The sequence below is a fragment of the Amycolatopsis sp. cg5 genome (assembly GCF_041346955.1).
Taxonomy (GTDB): Bacteria; Actinomycetota; Actinomycetes; order Mycobacteriales; family Pseudonocardiaceae; genus Amycolatopsis.
In genome coordinates this window covers 9244390-9260514 of the sequence record NZ_CP166849.1, presented here as the reverse complement: position 1 = coordinate 9260514, position 16125 = coordinate 9244390, and the positions used below count along the sequence as shown (strand labels likewise).

Sequence of the window (16125 nt, the reverse complement as noted above, 5' to 3'; positions counted from 1 at the left end):
TTTTTACCCGGGCTAGACCTCCGCGGGGGTGGTCGACGCGGGCTGCTGGTCGCCGCGCTTGACGGCGGTGAGCAGCAGCTGGGCCACGTCGATGACCTCGACGCTTTCGCTGGCCAGGCCGTCGCTCTGCCGGGAGGTGACGCCGTCGGTGAGCATGACGCGGCAGAAGGGGCAGCCGGTCGCGATCTTCGTCGGTGCGGTGCCGAGTGCCTCGTCGACGCGCTCGATGTTGATGCGCTTGCCGATCTTCTCTTCCATCCACATGCGCGCGCCACCGGCGCCACAGCACATCGAGCGGTCGCCGTGCCGCGGCATTTCGCGCAGCGTCGCGCCGGAGGACTCGACCAGCTCACGGGGGGCGTCGTAGACCTTGTTGTGGCGGCCGAGGTAGCACGGGTCGTGATAGGTGACGTCCTCGGCGATCGGGGCGACCGGGGTCAGGTGCTTCTCGCGCACGAGACGGTTGAGCAGCTGGGTGTGGTGCACGACGTCGAACTGGCCGCCGAGCTCCGGGTATTCGTTCGCCAGGGTGTTGAAGCAGTGCGCACAGGTCACGACGACCTTGCGGGCCTTGCGTTCGCGGCCTTCGAAGACCGAATTCAGCACCTCGACGTTCTGCTGCGCGAGCATCTGGAACAGGAACTCGTTGCCCGCGCGGCGCGCCGGGTCGCCGGTGCAGGTCTCCTCGGAGCCGAGCACCGTGTACTTCACGCCGGCGATGTGCAGCAGTTCCGCGACCGCGCGGGTGGTCTTCTTCGCGCGGTCCTCGAACGCGCCCGCGCAGCCGACCCAGAACAGGTACTCGGCCTCGCCGAGCTCGCCGTCGAACACCGGCACCTCGAAGTCGAGGTCCTCGGTCCACGCCAAGCGGTCCTTGGCGTTCTGGCCCCACGGGTTGCCCTTGTTCTCCAGGTTCTTGAACATGCCGTTGAGCTCGGTCGGGAACGACGACTCGATCATCACCTGGTAGCGGCGCATGTCGACGATGTGGTCGACGTGCTCGATGTCCACCGGGCACTGTTCGACGCACGCGCCACAGGAGGTGCAGGACCACAGCACCTCGGGGTCGATGACGCCGTTCTCCTCGACACCGCCGATCAGCGGGCGCTCGGACTCGGCCAGCGCCAGCACGTCGATGCCGGCGTGCGGGTTGTCGCCGGTCAGGCCGATCTCGTCGCCCGCCATGTCGCGCTTGCCGCCCGCGAGCAGGTACGGCGCCTTGGCGTACGCGTGGTCGCGCAGCTGCGTGATGACCAGCTTCGGCGACAGCGGCTTGCCGGTGTTCCACGCGGGGCACTGCGACTGGCAGCGGCCGCACTCGGTGCAGGTGGAGAAGTCCAGCCAGCCCTTCCAGGTGAAGTCCTCGATCTTGCCGACGCCGAAGGTGTCCTCGTCGGGGTCGGCCTCTTCGAGGTCGAGCACCTTGCCGCCGCTCATCATCGGCTTGAGCGCGCCCAGCGCGACGCCGCCGTCGGCCTCGCGCTTGAAGTAGATGTTGAAGAAGGCGCTGAAGCGGTGCCACGCGACACCCATCGTCATGTTCTTCGACACGACGTACACCCAGACCATGGCGCTCATCAGCTTGATGAACGCGAACACCGAGACCAGCGCGGCGCTCGACGGCAGCAGGTGCCCGAGCGGCACCGACGCGAACGCGGCCCACACCGGCGTCTCGTGCACACCCATCGCGGACTTGGCGGCGCGGACGCCGATGATGCCGAGGCCTTCGATGATGACGACGGCCTCGACGAAGTACGCGGCCTTGAAGTCGGAGCCTGCGAACCGGGACAGCCGGTCGGCGCGGCGCGGGTGGTTCAGCTGGCGGATGATCACCAGCGCCACGCCACCGACGATGGTGCCGACGCCGAGGAGCTCCATCAGGAGGCTCCACAGCGACCAGTCCTCAAGGATCGGCCAGCCCCAGGTCGGCACGAACACCTCGCCGTACGCCTCGAACAGCGCGAGCGAGCCGATGAGGAAGCCCCACATCACCAGCCAGTGCCACGGCGCGACCGTGCGGACCTTCGCCATCCGCGTATGCGCGGCGAACTCCTTGATCAGCGTTTTCAACCGCGGAACGAACGGCCCGTTGCGGGTCGCGTCCGGCTGGCCGAGACGGATCGTGCGGATCATCCGCATGATCGTCATGACGAACATGCTCCAGGCGACGACGCTGACCGCGAGCGCGATCCCGCCGAGCGTCAGTTGTACAGCGCCCATGATGCGGGTGCCTTTCGTCCGGATGTGGTGGTGGGGGGAGCGTAGTACTGCTTACCGATGAGTAACTGATTAGCGACGCCTAAGTCCCACCGATGTGGTGTAAGACTCGCTCGCTTTCGGGACGATCGTTCAGGTAGTTTTGACCGTGTGGGTTACTTATTGCTGGCACTGGCGATCGCGGCCGAGGTGACCGCGACGGTCTCGCTGAAACTGTCGGAGGGCTTCTCCAAGCTGGGTCCGTCGATCATTGTGGTCGCTGGGTACGCCATTGCCTTCGTGGCGCTGGCACAGGTCTTGAAGTCTGGGGTCCCGATAGGGGTCGCTTACGCCATTTGGGCGGCCGCCGGGGTGGCGCTGGTGGCCATCATCGGCGTGTTGTTCTTCCGCGAGACGATGAACGCGACCATGATCGCCGGGCTCGCGCTGGTGATCGGCGGTGTGGTCTTGCTGCAGGTCGGGGGTGCCGCGCATTGAGGAACCAGCTCGACGGCCGCAAGGTGCGCGGCGAGAAGCGCCGCGAGGAGCTGATCGCGGCCGCGCTGCGCGTGATCGAGCGCGACGGCGTCGCGGGCGTCACCCACCGGACGGTCGCCGCCGAGGCAGGCGTGCCGACGACGTCCACGACGTACCACTTCTCCAGCCTCGACGACCTGCTCATCGCGACCCTGATCTCGTGCGCCCGCGACATGGCGACCGAGGTCTACTGGATGATCGACCGCGCACGCTCCCGCGGCAGCGGCGGCGCCTCCGAGGTCGCCGGCCTGCTCGCTGAGGCACTCGGCCCGCGCCGCGGCCGCACGATGGCCGAGTACGAGCTGTACCTGCTGGCCGCGCGCCGCCCCGAGCTGCGCCCGGCCGCGCGGCGCTGGCTGGACGTGCTCACCTCGATGGTCCGCCACGACGACGAGATCGCGTTCCGCGCGTTCCTCGCCGGGATCGACGGCCTGCTCATGCAGGGTCTGATCGACGACGAACCACCGTCGGCAGCCGAGCTCAAGCCGGTCGTCGAGTACCTGCTCAAGCCGCGCTGACCCAAGGTCGTGAGTGGTACGGCCGGTTCTAACCGGCGAAAACACTCACGACCCCCGGTCTTGGGCGAGGCTTCGGGTTGATGAGGGGAGCCTTCATCCAGGTCGGCTTGGTTCGGTCACGTGACAAGGGGCGCCCTTGTCACGCTCTGGGTGACATTGGGCGCCCGTGTCACCTCTCGCCTCACCACCACACATGCGCCACGTTCATTCCGCTGACCGTGACAAAGCCCCGTTCGTGCCGACCCGGCACACCCGGGCCAGGTGTGGCCCTCAAGCCCCGCTGACCCAAGGTCGTGAGTGGTACGGCCGGTTCTAACCGGCGAAAACACTCACGAGCTCTTAATGCGTCGCCCCGATGCCTGGGCCGCGTTAGGTTGCCAGGCATGGGGAACATCGAGATCACCGACGACCGGACCAGGGTCGACTTCGACGTGGTGTGGAAGTTCATGTCCACCGAGGCGTACTGGGGTCAGTGGCGCACCCGCGAGCAGATCGAGACGCAGGTCCGTGCCGCCTGGCGCGTCGTCGCCGCCTTCTCCGGCGACCGGATGGTCGGGTTCGCCCGTGCTTTCTCCGACGGGCTCTCCACCGCCTACCTCGCGGACGTGTTCGTCGTCGAGGAAGCCCGCGGCCAGGGCATCTCCAAGGAACTGGTGCGCACGATGATCGACGACGGTCCCGGCGCGCGCATGCGCTGGATGCTGCACACCAAGGACGCGCACGGCCTGTACGCGAAGTTCGGGTTCGCGAAGCCGGACGAGACCTACTTCGAGCGGCCGTCTAGCCGAGCTTGAGGTCCTGCTCCTCGTTGGCGGCCAGCAGCAGCGAAATGCGGGTCGCGCCCGCGCGGGCCGCCTGCTCCAGCATGGGGCGGCGGCTGTGGAACTCGTGCGCGGGCACCGAAAACGCGACCGCGCCCGCCACCCGGTTGGCCGTGTCGTAGACCGGGGCCGACACGCAGGCGATCTCCGGCCGGAACTCCTCGACCTCCATCGCCATGCCGACCCTGGCGACCTCGGCGAGTTCGGCGTCGAGGTCGTGGACGCGGACCGTGGTGCGCTCGGTCAGCTTCGCCATGCCGGCGCCCGCCAGGTACTCGCGGCGTTCGCGCTGGCCGAGCGACGCGAGCATCGCCTTGCCGAAGGCGGTCGCGTGGACGGCTTCGTGGAAGCCGAAGTCGAGCGGCTTGGCGCGGGGGAACTCCGGCGAGTCCGCGACCGCGGCGACGACGACCTGGGTGTCGCGGAAGACGCTGTAGTACGCAGCGGCGCGGGTGCGCTGATGTAGTAGCCGTAGCTCGTCACGCAGGCTGTCGCCGACGTCGAGCTCGTCGCACAGCTTTTGGTACAGGCCACCGACCTTGTAGCCGAGTCCGAAGCCGCGTCCGTGTCCGAGCCGGATGAGGTATCCCTCGTGCGTCAACGTGTTCAGCAGGTGATAGGTGGTGGAGAGCTTGTAACCGGCTCGCCGCGCGACGGCCTTGGCGGTGATCCCGTCGCCTTCCGAGGCGACGATCTCCAGCACGCGCAAGGCACGTTGGGCCGAGCCGATGAGTCCGCTTGGTTCCCTGAGACCGTCCGGCACTCATCAACCGTACAGGGCTCGTGAGTGATGCCGACGGTGAGAACCGTCGGCATCACTCACGACTCAGGCTTCGTAGACCGCCATGATGGTCGCGCGGCCGAGCGAGTGCATGAAGAGGTTGAAGCCGAGGAACGCGGGCGTCGCGTTCTCGTCGACGTCCAGTTTCTCCACGTCAACGGCGTGCACGACGAAGAAGTAACGGTGCGGGCCGTGGCCGGAAGGCGGTGCGGCGCCGAGGTACTGGCTGACGCCGCCGTCGCCCTTGAGCGTGACGGATCCCTCCGGCAGCTCACCGCCGGTGGCGACCTCGGTGACCGAGGCGGGGATGTTGCACACCGCCCAGTGCCAGAAACCGCTGGCGGTCGGCGCGTCGGGGTCGAAGCAGGTGATGGCGAAACTCTTCGTCTCCGCTGGGAAGTCCGCCCACGCCAGATGCGGCGACACGTCTTCGCCGCCCGCGCCGAAGATGCCGCTCAGCTGTGGCTTCGCGAGCGTCTCGCCGTCGGCGATGTCGTTGCTGCGCAAGCTGAAAGACGGCACTGGGGGCAGGAAGTCGTACGGGTTGGGCGCCTGCGGCATGAGTTACCTCCTGATCACGGGACTTCGAGCGTAGTCCCGGGGGTGGTCTCAGGGACGAATACGGGGGTTACCCGGATGTGAGCCGGTGCTTCACCCCTTTAGCGTCTTGCTGCGAGGGAACCTGCACTGGAGGGACTGAAGAATATGGCACGCCCCGCGTTGGCACTGGGTGGAATCGCACTGATCGGGCTCGGGGTGGTCATGGGCTTCGGGTGGTGGTGGCCGTCGTCCGCGGAGGCGAGCGGCGAGGTGGGCGCGCCGATCCGCGAGGTGCGCATCGACAACGACAACGGCACGGTGAAGGTGCACACCGCCAACGTCACCCAGACGACCGTGCGTCAGAGCTTCTCCTACCAGTGGAGCAAGCCGGGCGACGCGTACAAGGTCGACGGCGAGCGGCTCGTGCTCGGCGGGTGCGGCTGGAACTGCTCCGTCGACTACGACGTGACCGTTCCGCTCAACACCAGCGTCACCGGCCACGTCGACTCCGGCGGCATCGAGCTGACCGGCGTCGCGAGCGCCGACGTCAAGGCCGACTCGGGCTCGGTCAAGATCACCGACGTCGCGGGCCTGGTGAAGGTCAACGTCGACTCTGGCGACATCGACCTGAGCGGGATCGGCCAGGACATCGACGTCAAGACCAGCTCCGGCTCGATCAGCGGCGACCGGCTGCGTGGCAAGGCGGAGGCCAAGACCGACTCCGGCAGCATCAAGCTCAGTCTGGACACGGCGCAGGATGTCACCGCGCAGGCCGACAGCGGCAGTGTGAAGATCACCGTGCCGAAGGACCGTTACCAGGTCAAAGGCAGCACCGACAGCGGCTCGCGCGACATCGACGTGGTCAACGACGAGTCGGCGCCGCGGACGTTGCAGCTCGACACGGACAGCGGTGACGTCACCGTCAACGTTGCCTGACAAGCCTTATCAAGAGGGGAAAAAGTGAAGAAACTGCTCTTCGCAGCGGCTGCCGGGGTGCTCGTGCTCTCGGGGTGCGGTGTCGCGACAGAGAAGATCGACGACGGGGGTCCGATCGCCGAGCAGGTGAACTCGGTCCGGTTCGACGTGCCGGTCGGGGATGTGCACGTCCGGGTCGAGGACGGCGCGCCGGTCAGCGTGCGGCGCCAGATCACCTTCAAGGTCAGCAGGCCGGGGCAGACGTACCGGGTCGAGAACGGCACGCTCGTGCTCAGCGGCTGCGGCGACAACTGCGGCATCGTCTACGACGTGGTGCTGCCGCGCGAGCTGGCGATCACCGGGGTCACCGGCACCGGCCACGTGCAGATCGACCGCGCGGTGAACGTCGACGTCCGCAGCGACGTCGGCGACATCAAGGCCTATCACGTGTCGGGGGTCTTGAAGGCCCGTGTGCACACCGGTGACATCGACATGAGCCTCAGCAAGCCGGGTGGCGTGTGGGCGCTGGCCGACGTCGGCGACGTGACGGTGACCGTGCCGACCGGCGGCTACAAGCTCAAGGCGAGCGCCGAGGTCGGCAAGACCGAGATCACCGTGCCGAACGACCAGAGCTCGCCGAACGAGCTGGACGTCAACACCGGCACCGGCACCGTGACGGTGAAGCCGGCATGATCCGTGCGCTCGCATTGACCCTGCTCGCCCCTGTCGCTCCCGCGGCCGCGCCGGCGCTGGACTGGCAGCCCTGCCCGACTCCGCTGTTCTCGCAGCTGGTGTGCGGGAACGTGCCGGTGCCGCTCGACTGGGCCAAGCCGGACGGCGCGAAGATCTCGATCCGCGTTTCGAAGCTGCCCGCTTCCGGCGACCGCATCGGCTCGTTGCTGACGAACCCCGGCGGGCCAGGAGGTGAGGGCGCGGGCGCCATCGGCCGCGGTGAACTCGGCACGACGACGCCCGAGTTCGCCGAACTCCGCAAGCGGTTCGACTTCATCGGCTTCGATCCACGCGGCGTCGGCGAGAGCACGCCGAAGATCCAGTGCGACCCGGCGAAGCTGTACGACCCGTCGATCGGGATGTTCCCGCGTGACAACGCCGCGTACCAGCGGCTCATCGAACTGAACCGTGCCGCGGGCAAGGACTGTCTCGCTCGCACGGGACCGGCCGCGGAGCATGTCGACACGGTCAGCGTGGCCGACGACATCGACGCCATCCGCCGCGCGCTGGGTGAATCCAAGATCTCCTGGCTGGGCGTTTCCTACGGCAGTGAGGTCGGCGCGACGTACGCGGCCAGGTACCCCTCACGGGTGCGCGCGGCCGTGCTCGACGGCGCGGTCGACCACTCGCGTCCGATGCGGCTGACGATCCTCGACTCGGCCATCGCGGGTGAGGACTCACTGCACCGCTTCGCCGCGTGGTGTCAGACCACCGACGAGTGCGCGCTGCGAGGCCAGGACGTCATCGCTCGCTACGACCAGCTCATGCGCGACCCGCGTGCGGAGCGGCTGGCGAACGGCTTCTACGGCGGGCTGATCCTCACTCAGGCCTGGCCGGTGCTGTCGAAGCTGCTGGCCAACGCGACCGGCGCTCAGCCGGACCTCGAGCCGCTGCTCGGCAATTCTTCACTGGGCACGGAGTACGGGGCGTCCTTCCGCGTGATCGGCTGCCACGACTTCCCGTCGCCGTTCACCGGCGCGGCCGACATGCGCGTCTCGGCGAGCATGGTGCGGACACTGGCGCCGCACACCTGGCACTACTCGGAGATGTGGGAGCTGGCCGCGGGCTGCGCGGGGTGGCCGATCAAGGCCCAGTTCCCGCCGCAGCCGGAGCGCGTGAAAGACGTGCCGCCGATCTTGGTCGTCGGCGGCGAGCACGACCCGTCGACCCCGCTCGTCTGGGCGCGCGGACTGGTCTCGCGGATCTCCGGAGGCCACCTCCTCACCTACGCGGCGGACGGCCACACCGGCCTCTACAACTCGGCCTGCGTGCGGACCGAAGAGGCGAAATACCTGGTCAGCGGGGTTGTCCCGGATCACAGCACGCGTTGCTGACCGGCTCGGGAACAACCGGCGGCACTCGCTCGTTGACCCGGCAAGAAGGTTGAGTCCAGCCCGCTCAAGTCTGGTTTGACGGACGTGGCAGACTCTTCTCGGAACTTGAGCGTAAGCCGCTCAACTCAGACCCAAGACGTACAGCAGGAGGAGTAGGAAAATGGCACGAGCGGTCGGCATCGACCTCGGCACGACCAACTCGGTCGTCGCCGTCCTGGAGGGCGGCGAGCCGACGGTCATCGCCAACTCCGAAGGTTCCCGCACCACCCCGTCCATCGTCGCCTTCGCCAAGAACGGCGAGGTGCTGACCGGTCAGCCGGCCAAGAACCAGGCCGTGACGAACGTCGACCGCACCATCCGGTCCGTCAAGCGGCACGTCGGCACCGACTGGAAGACCGAGATCGACGCCAAGTCGTACACCTCGCAGGAGATCTCCGCCCGCGTGCTGATGAAGCTCAAGCGCGACGCCGAGGCGTACCTGGGCGAGGAGATCACCGACGCGGTCATCACCGTCCCCGCGTACTTCGAGGACGCGCAGCGCCAGGCCACCAAGGAGGCCGGGCAGATCGCGGGCCTGAACGTGCTCCGCATCGTCAACGAGCCGACCGCGGCCGCGCTGGCGTACGGCCTGGACAAGGGCGAGAAAGAGCAGACCATTCTGGTCTTCGACCTCGGCGGCGGCACGTTCGACGTCTCGCTGCTGGAGATCGGTGAAGGCGTTGTCGAGGTCCGCGCGACCTCCGGTGACAACCACCTCGGTGGCGACGACTGGGACGAGCGCATCGTCACCTGGCTGGTCGACAAGTTCAAGGCGTCCAGCGGCATCGACCTGACCAAGGACAAGATGGCCCTGCAGCGCATCCGCGAGGCGGCCGAGAAGGCGAAGATCGAGCTGTCCAGCTCGAACAGCGCCGGCATCAACCTGCCCTACATCACGGTCGACGCGGACAAGAACCCGCTGTTCCTCGACGAGCAGCTCTCCCGCGCCGAGTTCCAGAAGATCACCAACGACCTGCTGGAGCGCACCCGCAAGCCGTTCAACGATGTCATCCGTGACGCCGGTGTCGCCGTCGGCGACATCGACCACGTGGTCCTCGTCGGTGGCTCCACCCGCATGCCCGCCGTCTCCGACCTGGTCAAGGAGCTGACCGGCGGCCGCGAGCCGAACAAGGGCGTCAACCCGGACGAGGTCGTCGCCGTCGGTGCCGCGCTGCAGGCCGGTGTGCTCAAGGGTGAGGTCAAGGACGTCCTGCTGCTCGATGTGACCCCGCTGTCGCTGGGCATCGAGACCAAGGGTGGCGTGTTCACCAAGCTCATCGAGCGCAACACCACGATCCCGACCAAGCGCTCGGAGATCTTCTCCACCGCGGACGACAACCAGCCGTCGGTGCAGATCCAGGTGTTCCAGGGTGAGCGTGAGATCGCCGCGCAGAACAAGAAGCTCGGCATGTTCGAGCTGACCGGCCTGCCGCCTGCCCCGCGTGGCGTGCCGCAGATCGAGGTCACCTTCGACATCGACGCCAACGGCATCGTGCACGTCCTCGCCAAGGACCTGGGCACGAACAAGGAGCAGTCGATGACGATCACCGGTGGCTCCGCGCTGCCGAAGGAAGACATCGAGCGCATGGTCAAGGACGCCGAGGAGCACGCCGAAGAGGACAAGAAGCGGCGCGACGAGGCGGAAACCCGCAACCAGGCCGAGACGCTGGTCTACCAGACCGAGAAGTTTGTCAAGGACAACGAGGACAAGCTGCCCGAGGACCTCAAGGGCAAGGTCAAGTCCGCGATCGACGAGGCGAACGAGGCGCTCAAGGGCACCGACTCCGCCAAGATCCGTGAGTCCATCGAGAAGCTGAACGCCGCTTCGCAGGAGCTGGGCACCGCGCTCTACGCCAACGCGCAGGGCACGCCGGCCACTGAGAGCGCCGCGACCGGTGACGCGCCGAAGGCCGATGCCAAAGCCGACGATGACGTCGTCGACGCCGAGATCGTCGACGACGAGAAGCCGGGGGCGCAGGCGAAGTGACCGGACGCCACGAGGAATCCGAAGACAGGGGTCCCGAGGAGCCCGTCGTGGTGCGGGACCGGCGCAGGATCGACCCGGAGACGGGCGAGGTGCGCGAGCACCAGCCCGCACACGAGGCCCCGGCGGAACCCGCCGGGCCCTCGCTCGGGGAGTCCATTGTGGACGAAGCCGTGTCCGCGACCGAGGGTGTCGAGAAGGAGCTGGCGGAGCGCACCGCCGACCTGCAGCGCCTGCAGGCGGAGTACGCCAACTACCGCAAGCGGGTCGACAGGGACCGCGAGCAGGTCGTCGCGAACGCGAAGGCCTCGGTCGTCGGTGACCTGCTCCCGCTGCTCGACGACCTCGAGCGGGCCGCCCAGCACGGTGACCTGACCGGCGCGTTCAAGGCGGTCGGCGACAAGCTGGTCGCCGGGCTCCAGCGTGCGGGTCTCGAGTCGTTCGGCGCCGAGGGTGAGGCCTTCGACCCGAGCGTGCACGAGGCCGTGCAGCACAACACCTCGCCGGACGTCGACGGCCCGACGGTCACCATCGTCATGCGCCGCGGCTACAAGTTCGGCGAGCGCGTGCTGCGCGCGGCGCTGGTCACGGTCACCGACCACGAGCCCGCGGCCGCCGCGCCGCCGGTGGACGCGCCTGTCGAGGGTCAGCTGCCGATCGACGCCGAGTTCGTCGATGAGAACAACCGCTAAGAGCAAGAGAGGAGGAGACGCCTGACATGAGCAGCCCGCGGGAGTGGATCAGTAAGGACTTCTACCGTGAGTTGGGCGTCTCCTCCGACGCCACCGCGGACGAGATCAAGAAGGCGTACCGCAAGCTGGCGAAGGAGAACCACCCCGACGCCAACCCGGGCAACGCCGAGGCCGAGAAGAAGTTCAAGGCCGTCTCCGAGGCGCACGGCGTGCTGTCCGACCCGGCGAAGCGCAAGGAGTACGACGAGGCGAAGCGCCTGTTCGGCTCCGGTGGCGGCTTCGGCGGGTTCGGCGGCGGCGGCCAGCCGGGCGGCTTCGACGTCGGCGACATCTTCGGTGGCGCCGGTGGCCAGCAGCAGGGCGGCTTCGGCGGGCTCGGCGACATACTCGGCGGCTTGTTCGGCCGGGGCAAGGCGGCCGGTGCGACGGCGAACCGTCCGCAGCGTGGCGCCGATGTCGAGACCGACGTCCGCATCGATTTCGTCGAGGCGGTCAAGGGCGCGACGCTGCCGCTGCGGCTGTCGAGTCCCGCCACGTGTTCGACCTGTGGTGGCAACGGCGCCAAGCCGGGCACCACGCCGCGCACCTGCCCGACCTGTTCCGGGTCGGGACTGGTGAGCCGCAGCCAGGGTTCGTTCGCGTTCTCGGAGCCGTGCCGCGACTGCCGCGGCCGCGGCACGATCATCGACGACCCGTGCCCGGAATGCGCGGGCGAGGGCATCAGCTCGAAGACGCGCACGCTGACCGTCCGCATCCCGCCAGGGGTGAGCGACGATCAGCGCATCCGGCTGGCCGGCCAGGGTGAACCGGGCAGGGGCGGCGCGCAGGCGGGTGACCTGTACGTGCGCGTGCACGTCGCGGATCACCCGGTGTTCGGCCGCAAGGCGCTGGATCTCACCATCACCGTTCCGGTCGCTTTCACCGAGCTCGCACTCGGTGGCACCATCACAGTGCCGACGCTGGACGGCCGGGTTTCGATCAAGGTGCCGGCAGGCACGGCCAGCGGGCGCACCTTCCGCGCCCGTGGCAAGGGCATCACCAAGCGGGACGGCGCGCAGGGCGACCTGCTCGTCACGGTTCAGGCGTCCGTACCGTCCAAATTGGACGATTCGGCGCGTGAGGCGCTCGAGGCCTACGCCAAGGCCATGGCCGAGCACGACCCAAGGCCGGAGATCACCGAACTGCTTCGGGAACGAGGTGCGTGATGCTGGGTGGAATGCCGACCGGCGTTGACGAGGACACGCCCGTCTTCGTCATCTCCGTGGCAGCACAGCTTTCCGGTCTGCACGCACAGACGTTGCGCTCGTACGACCGGCTCGGGCTCGTCTCGCCCGGCCGGACGAGCGGCGGCGGCCGCCGCTACTCCATGCGTGACATCGCGCTGCTCCGCGAGGTCCAGCGACTGTCCCAAGAGGACGGTGTGAACCTCGCAGGCATCAAGCGCATCATCGAGCTGGAGAACATGGTCGACGCGCTGCGCGACCGCGTGGCGGCGCTCACCGACGAACTGGCCGCCGCCTACGCCGCGGCCCAGAACACGGCCGCCTCGGTGCACGCCTCCTACCGTCGCGACCTGGTGCCCATGCCCCAGACCGCCCTGGTCGTCTGGAAGCCCAAAAAGCGGTGATAAAGCGGGCTTTACTCCCCGGTGTTTAGCGGGCTTTATCCCCGGGAGTAAAGCCCGCTTTATCCCGGCTCAGCGCAGGTGTTCGTTGAAGAACGTGGTGACGCGGCGCCAGGCGTCTTCGGCGGACTCGGCGTGGTGACCGGGCGCCGCCTTGACGACCTTGCTCAGCGCACCCAGCCGTGGCTTGGTCGCGAAGCCGTGGCCGGCCTCGGGGTATTCCTTCACGTCGGCCGTGACGCCGCGGTTGAGCAGGTCCAGTTCGAGCAGGGAAGCCGCGCCCTTCAACGTGATGTCGTTCTTGCCGTAGCTCGCGACGATCGGGCAGGCGCCCTCGAAGATGGACATGTCCTTGGGCAGGAAGCCGTAGTAGGCCGCGGCCGCGTCGAACTTGCGCGACGACGCGACGAGTGCCAGCCCGCCGCCCATGCCGAAGCCGGCCACGCCGATCTTGGCCGCGCCCTGGTCGGCCAAGAACAGGCGCGCCGATTCGATGTCCTCGAAGGCGCGGCCCTGTGCTTCCAGCATGTTTTCGAACACGGCCTTGCTGCTCGAAAGCCTGCCACCGCGGGAGAACAGGTCCGGCGCCAGCGCTAGATAACCCGCCGCGGCGAACCGGTCGGCGATGCCCTTGATGTCCTTGCCGAGGCCGATCGCGTCGTGGAGCACCACGACGCCGGGGTGTGGCCCCGCGCCTTCGGGTTTCGCGAGATATCCGTCGATCTTGCCGTCCGCAACCGAAATCTCCACCATGTGCGAAAGGGTACGGCCGCCGACGGCGCTCAGTCGACCGTGAACGGGTCGTAGGTAATGCGTTCGTGCGGTGTTCCACCGGATGTCAGCCGCGCGATGGTCGCCCGCACCATCGACGGCGAACCCGAGACGAGCACGTCGTGGTCCTTCCACGGACCGCGCCTGCCGACCACATCCGGCAACGTTCCTTGCTCACCTCCAGTGAGCACGTCGTCCTCGGTGACGGGCACCAGTTTCAGCCACGGGCTCGTCGCGGCGAGCGCGCGCAGTTCGCCGAGGCAATAGAGCGACTCGGGGTCCGCGCCGCCGAAAAACAGGTGGACCACGGGATTTGTCTTCCACCGCGCCAAATCCTCGATGATCGCGCGCAACGGGGCGATGCCCGTTCCGCCCGCAATGAGCAGTTGCTCCCGTCCGGTCGCCCGGCGCACGGCGAGGCTGCCGAGCGGCGGCCCGAGCTGCCACATGTCACCCTCGCGGGTGTACTGCACGATCGCGCGGCTCACCCACCCGTCACGCACCGCTCGCACGTGGAACTCCAACGTCCCGTCGTCGCGGGGTGCGTTGGCGGGTGAGAGATACCGCCACATCCGGGGCCGTTGCGGCACCTGGACGCTGATGTGATTGCCTGCCAGATAAGGCAAGGGTTTGTCAGGTCTGACCCTGATGATCGACAGATCCCGGTTGAGTTTGCGGTTCTCCAGCACGGTCGCCGGCCACCACGCGGGCCCGGTGTCGGCGGCCGCCGCCTCACGCATGGCGCGGGAGATGGTGTCGTACGCGCTCGTCCACGCGTGTTCCACTTCGGACGTCCACTTGTCCTTGAGGAAACGCTTCAACGCCGCGATCAACGCGACGCCGACGGCTTCGTAGTGCTTCGACACCACGTCGAATTTCCGGTGGTCGCGACCTAGTTGTCGTAGGAACGGCAACAATTCGGCAGGCTGGTCGACCATCTGCACGATATGCACCAATGCGTGCAGCAGCCGGTCCCGCTGCATTGACATGTTAATCGGGAAAAGATCTCGGGTCGCCGGGGCGGTACTGAACAGAACCCCGTAGAAGTATTGGGACAGCTCCGCCGCCTGCGATTCCACGGCCGCGAAACTTTCACGAACAAGCCGTACCGTCCGATCCGCGCTCACACGTGGGAAAGGCATCGGTCTTGCCGTTGTCTGTGGAATGATCTCGTTGGCAGTCAAGATGCTCCTGATCGTCGTGCAGGCCCCGAGAGTCGACGACTGTAATCCGGATTCCCGTGCATGTGCACGATCGTGAGCGCTTTAGGCTCGAACGGACCAAGGTGTTCACAGGGAGTCGCACAGCGTAGTTCACACGCGTGCAGTAACATCTTTTTCCGTCACAGACGCTGTTTTCGCAGGTATCTGTGCGAAAGTTCTCTGATGACGGCCGAGGATCTCCTGCAATGCGCCTATGGTACGACCGCGCGGGCCGAGAGGTTCTACAAAGATCAAATGCTAGATCATTTGAATCCGGCGATGATCGAATTTGTCAAGCGCATGGAAATGGCGTTCATCGCCACCGCCGACGCGCGCGGCAACACCGATTGTTCGTTCCGGGCGGGGCCGGCCGGATTCATCAGAGTGCTCGACCACCAGCGAGTCGCCTACCCCGAGTACCGCGGCAACGGGGTACTCGCGAGCCTGGGCAACATCACCGAAAACCCACATCTCAGCCTGCTGTTAATCGATTTCTCCACGGCCCGTATCGGACTGCATCTCAACGGCGCCGGTTATGTGGTGACCGATGAGGAGATCCGCACCGCCTGCCCGTGGATCCCGGTCGAGCAGGAGCGCGGCAGGCGGGCGGAGCGCTGGGTCGTGCTGTGGGTGCACGAGGCGTACGTCCACTGCCGCAAGCACATTCCGCGGCTCGTCAAAGCGCCTGCCGACCGCGCGTGGGGCACCGACGACGTGCGCAGCAAAGGTGGTGACTACTTCGGAGTCCGCTCCGACAAGTGCTCGGAGAAGAAGGCGAGCACCCTGCTCCAGGCGTCCTCGGCGGACGGCTCGTGATAGCTCATCCCGGTGATCTTGGCGAGCGTGGTCATCATGCCCGGCTTCATCTGGTTCGCGAACGAGTGCCCGCAGTCGGGGTATTCCTTGACGTCGTGCGGAATCCCGCGTGAGCTGAGCTCGTTCTCGAGCTTCGCGGCCGCGTTGCGCAGCCCGAGATCCTTCTTGCCGTAGCTCGCGACGATCGGGCAGGCGTCGTCGAGCACGGACAGGTTCTTCGGCAGGAAGCCGTAATAGGGCGCGGCCGCGTCGAAGTCGCCGGCCGCCGCGACGAGCGCGAACCCGCCACCCATGCAGAACCCGACTATTCCGACCTTTCCGGTGCAGTCGGCCCGTTCGGCGAGCAGCTTGCGCGCGGCCTCGATGTCGTCGAACGCCTGTCCGCTGCCACGGAACTGGTCCCGGAACACGCCTTTGATGCAGCGCAGCGCCCCGCCGCGCGAATACATGTTGGGGCTCAGCGCCAGGTAGCCGTCCCGCGCGAACCGGTCGGTGATCCGCCGCGCGTCCTCACCGTGTCCCAGCACGTCGTGGATGACCACGACGCCGGGGAAGGGGCCTTCGCCTTCCGGTTCCGCCAGGTAGCCCTCGATAGTCCCCTGAGAAACCGGAATCCGCACAAA

17 protein-coding genes are annotated in these 16125 nt (G+C 67.4%); 11 read left to right on the top strand and 6 right to left on the bottom strand.

Annotated features, from left to right (window positions below; translation table 11 throughout):
* Positions 1-12: 12 nt before the first annotated feature.
* Positions 13-2220, bottom strand: coding sequence for a (Fe-S)-binding protein (locus tag AB5J62_RS42230; RefSeq protein ID WP_370945666.1), 2208 nt, complete (start codon positions 2218-2220; stop codon positions 13-15).
* 147 nt (positions 2221-2367) lie between these two features.
* On the opposite strand from AB5J62_RS42230, the gene AB5J62_RS42225 reads away from it, so the two are divergent.
* The 3 genes from AB5J62_RS42225 to AB5J62_RS42215 all read left to right on the top strand — a co-directional run bounded on the left by AB5J62_RS42225 (position 2368) and on the right by AB5J62_RS42215 (position 4045).
* Positions 2368-2694: a multidrug efflux SMR transporter gene (locus tag AB5J62_RS42225; RefSeq protein ID WP_370945665.1), complete on the top strand. Its 327-nt coding sequence runs from the start codon at positions 2368-2370 to the stop codon at positions 2692-2694.
* Positions 2691-3251, top strand: coding sequence for a TetR/AcrR family transcriptional regulator (locus tag AB5J62_RS42220; RefSeq protein WP_370945664.1), 561 nt, complete (start codon positions 2691-2693; stop codon positions 3249-3251). Before AB5J62_RS42225 ends, AB5J62_RS42220 begins: the two co-directional genes overlap by 4 nt.
* A 383-nt stretch (positions 3252-3634) precedes the next feature.
* The gene (locus tag AB5J62_RS42215) at positions 3635-4045 is read left to right on the top strand and encodes a GNAT family N-acetyltransferase (protein ID WP_370945663.1); all 411 of its coding nucleotides are present in this window, start codon (positions 3635-3637) and stop codon (positions 4043-4045) included.
* On the opposite strand, the gene AB5J62_RS42210 is transcribed toward AB5J62_RS42215, so the two are convergent.
* The gene (locus tag AB5J62_RS42210; protein ID WP_370945662.1) at positions 4032-4835 is read right to left on the bottom strand and encodes an IclR family transcriptional regulator; all 804 of its coding nucleotides are present in this window, start codon (positions 4833-4835) and stop codon (positions 4032-4034) included. The genes AB5J62_RS42215 and AB5J62_RS42210 overlap by 14 nt on opposite strands.
* Positions 4836-4898: 63 nt before the next feature.
* A complete protein-coding gene (locus tag AB5J62_RS42205) occupies positions 4899-5414 on the bottom strand; it encodes a YbhB/YbcL family Raf kinase inhibitor-like protein (protein WP_370945661.1) in 516 nt (171 codons plus the stop codon).
* A gap of 144 nt (positions 5415-5558) precedes the next feature.
* Between AB5J62_RS42205 and AB5J62_RS42200 the strand changes: the two genes are divergently transcribed.
* The 7 genes from AB5J62_RS42200 to AB5J62_RS42170 all read left to right on the top strand — a co-directional run bounded on the left by AB5J62_RS42200 (position 5559) and on the right by AB5J62_RS42170 (position 12716).
* Complete coding sequence (locus AB5J62_RS42200) at positions 5559-6329, top strand: DUF4097 domain-containing protein (protein ID WP_370945660.1); 771 nt, start codon at positions 5559-5561, stop codon at positions 6327-6329.
* A gap of 24 nt (positions 6330-6353) precedes the next feature.
* Positions 6354-7001: a DUF4097 family beta strand repeat-containing protein gene (locus tag AB5J62_RS42195; protein WP_370945659.1), complete on the top strand. Its 648-nt coding sequence runs from the start codon at positions 6354-6356 to the stop codon at positions 6999-7001.
* Positions 6998-8374, top strand: a complete 1377-nt coding sequence (locus AB5J62_RS42190; protein ID WP_370945658.1) for an alpha/beta hydrolase — start codon at positions 6998-7000, stop codon at positions 8372-8374. Before AB5J62_RS42195 ends, AB5J62_RS42190 begins: the two co-directional genes overlap by 4 nt.
* Positions 8375-8534: 160 nt before the next feature.
* The gene (gene dnaK / locus AB5J62_RS42185; RefSeq protein WP_370945657.1) at positions 8535-10400 is read left to right on the top strand and encodes a molecular chaperone DnaK; all 1866 of its coding nucleotides are present in this window, start codon (positions 8535-8537) and stop codon (positions 10398-10400) included.
* Positions 10397-11089 (top strand): nucleotide exchange factor GrpE, encoded by a 693-nt coding sequence (gene grpE, locus AB5J62_RS42180; RefSeq protein WP_370945656.1) that lies wholly within the window; start codon positions 10397-10399, stop codon positions 11087-11089. Before dnaK ends, grpE begins: the two co-directional genes overlap by 4 nt.
* Positions 11090-11115: 26 nt before the next feature.
* On the top strand, positions 11116-12294 hold the full coding sequence (dnaJ, locus tag AB5J62_RS42175) for a molecular chaperone DnaJ (RefSeq protein WP_370945655.1): 1179 nt from the start codon (positions 11116-11118) through the stop codon (positions 12292-12294).
* Entirely contained in the window at positions 12294-12716 is a 423-nt protein-coding gene (locus AB5J62_RS42170; protein ID WP_370945654.1) for a heat shock protein transcriptional repressor HspR, read from the top strand. Before dnaJ ends, AB5J62_RS42170 begins: the two co-directional genes overlap by 1 nt.
* Before the next feature lie 69 nt (positions 12717-12785).
* On the opposite strand, the gene AB5J62_RS42165 is transcribed toward AB5J62_RS42170, so the two are convergent.
* Together AB5J62_RS42165 and AB5J62_RS42160 are read right to left on the bottom strand one after the other, a co-directional pair.
* Positions 12786-13466, bottom strand: coding sequence for a dienelactone hydrolase family protein (locus AB5J62_RS42165; RefSeq protein ID WP_370945653.1), 681 nt, complete (start codon positions 13464-13466; stop codon positions 12786-12788).
* A 29-nt stretch (positions 13467-13495) separates the two neighbouring features.
* A complete protein-coding gene (locus AB5J62_RS42160; RefSeq protein ID WP_370945652.1) occupies positions 13496-14626 on the bottom strand; it encodes a globin domain-containing protein in 1131 nt (376 codons plus the stop codon).
* Positions 14627-14869: 243 nt separating this feature from the next.
* Here AB5J62_RS42160 and AB5J62_RS42155 point away from each other — a divergent pair, with 243 nt between their 5' ends.
* A complete protein-coding gene (locus tag AB5J62_RS42155) occupies positions 14870-15502 on the top strand; it encodes a pyridoxamine 5'-phosphate oxidase family protein (RefSeq protein WP_370945651.1) in 633 nt (210 codons plus the stop codon).
* On the opposite strand, the gene AB5J62_RS42150 is transcribed toward AB5J62_RS42155, so the two are convergent.
* A complete protein-coding gene (locus tag AB5J62_RS42150) occupies positions 15421-16122 on the bottom strand; it encodes a dienelactone hydrolase family protein (RefSeq protein ID WP_370945650.1) in 702 nt (233 codons plus the stop codon). The genes AB5J62_RS42155 and AB5J62_RS42150 overlap by 82 nt on opposite strands.
* Positions 16123-16125: the final 3 nt, after the last annotated feature.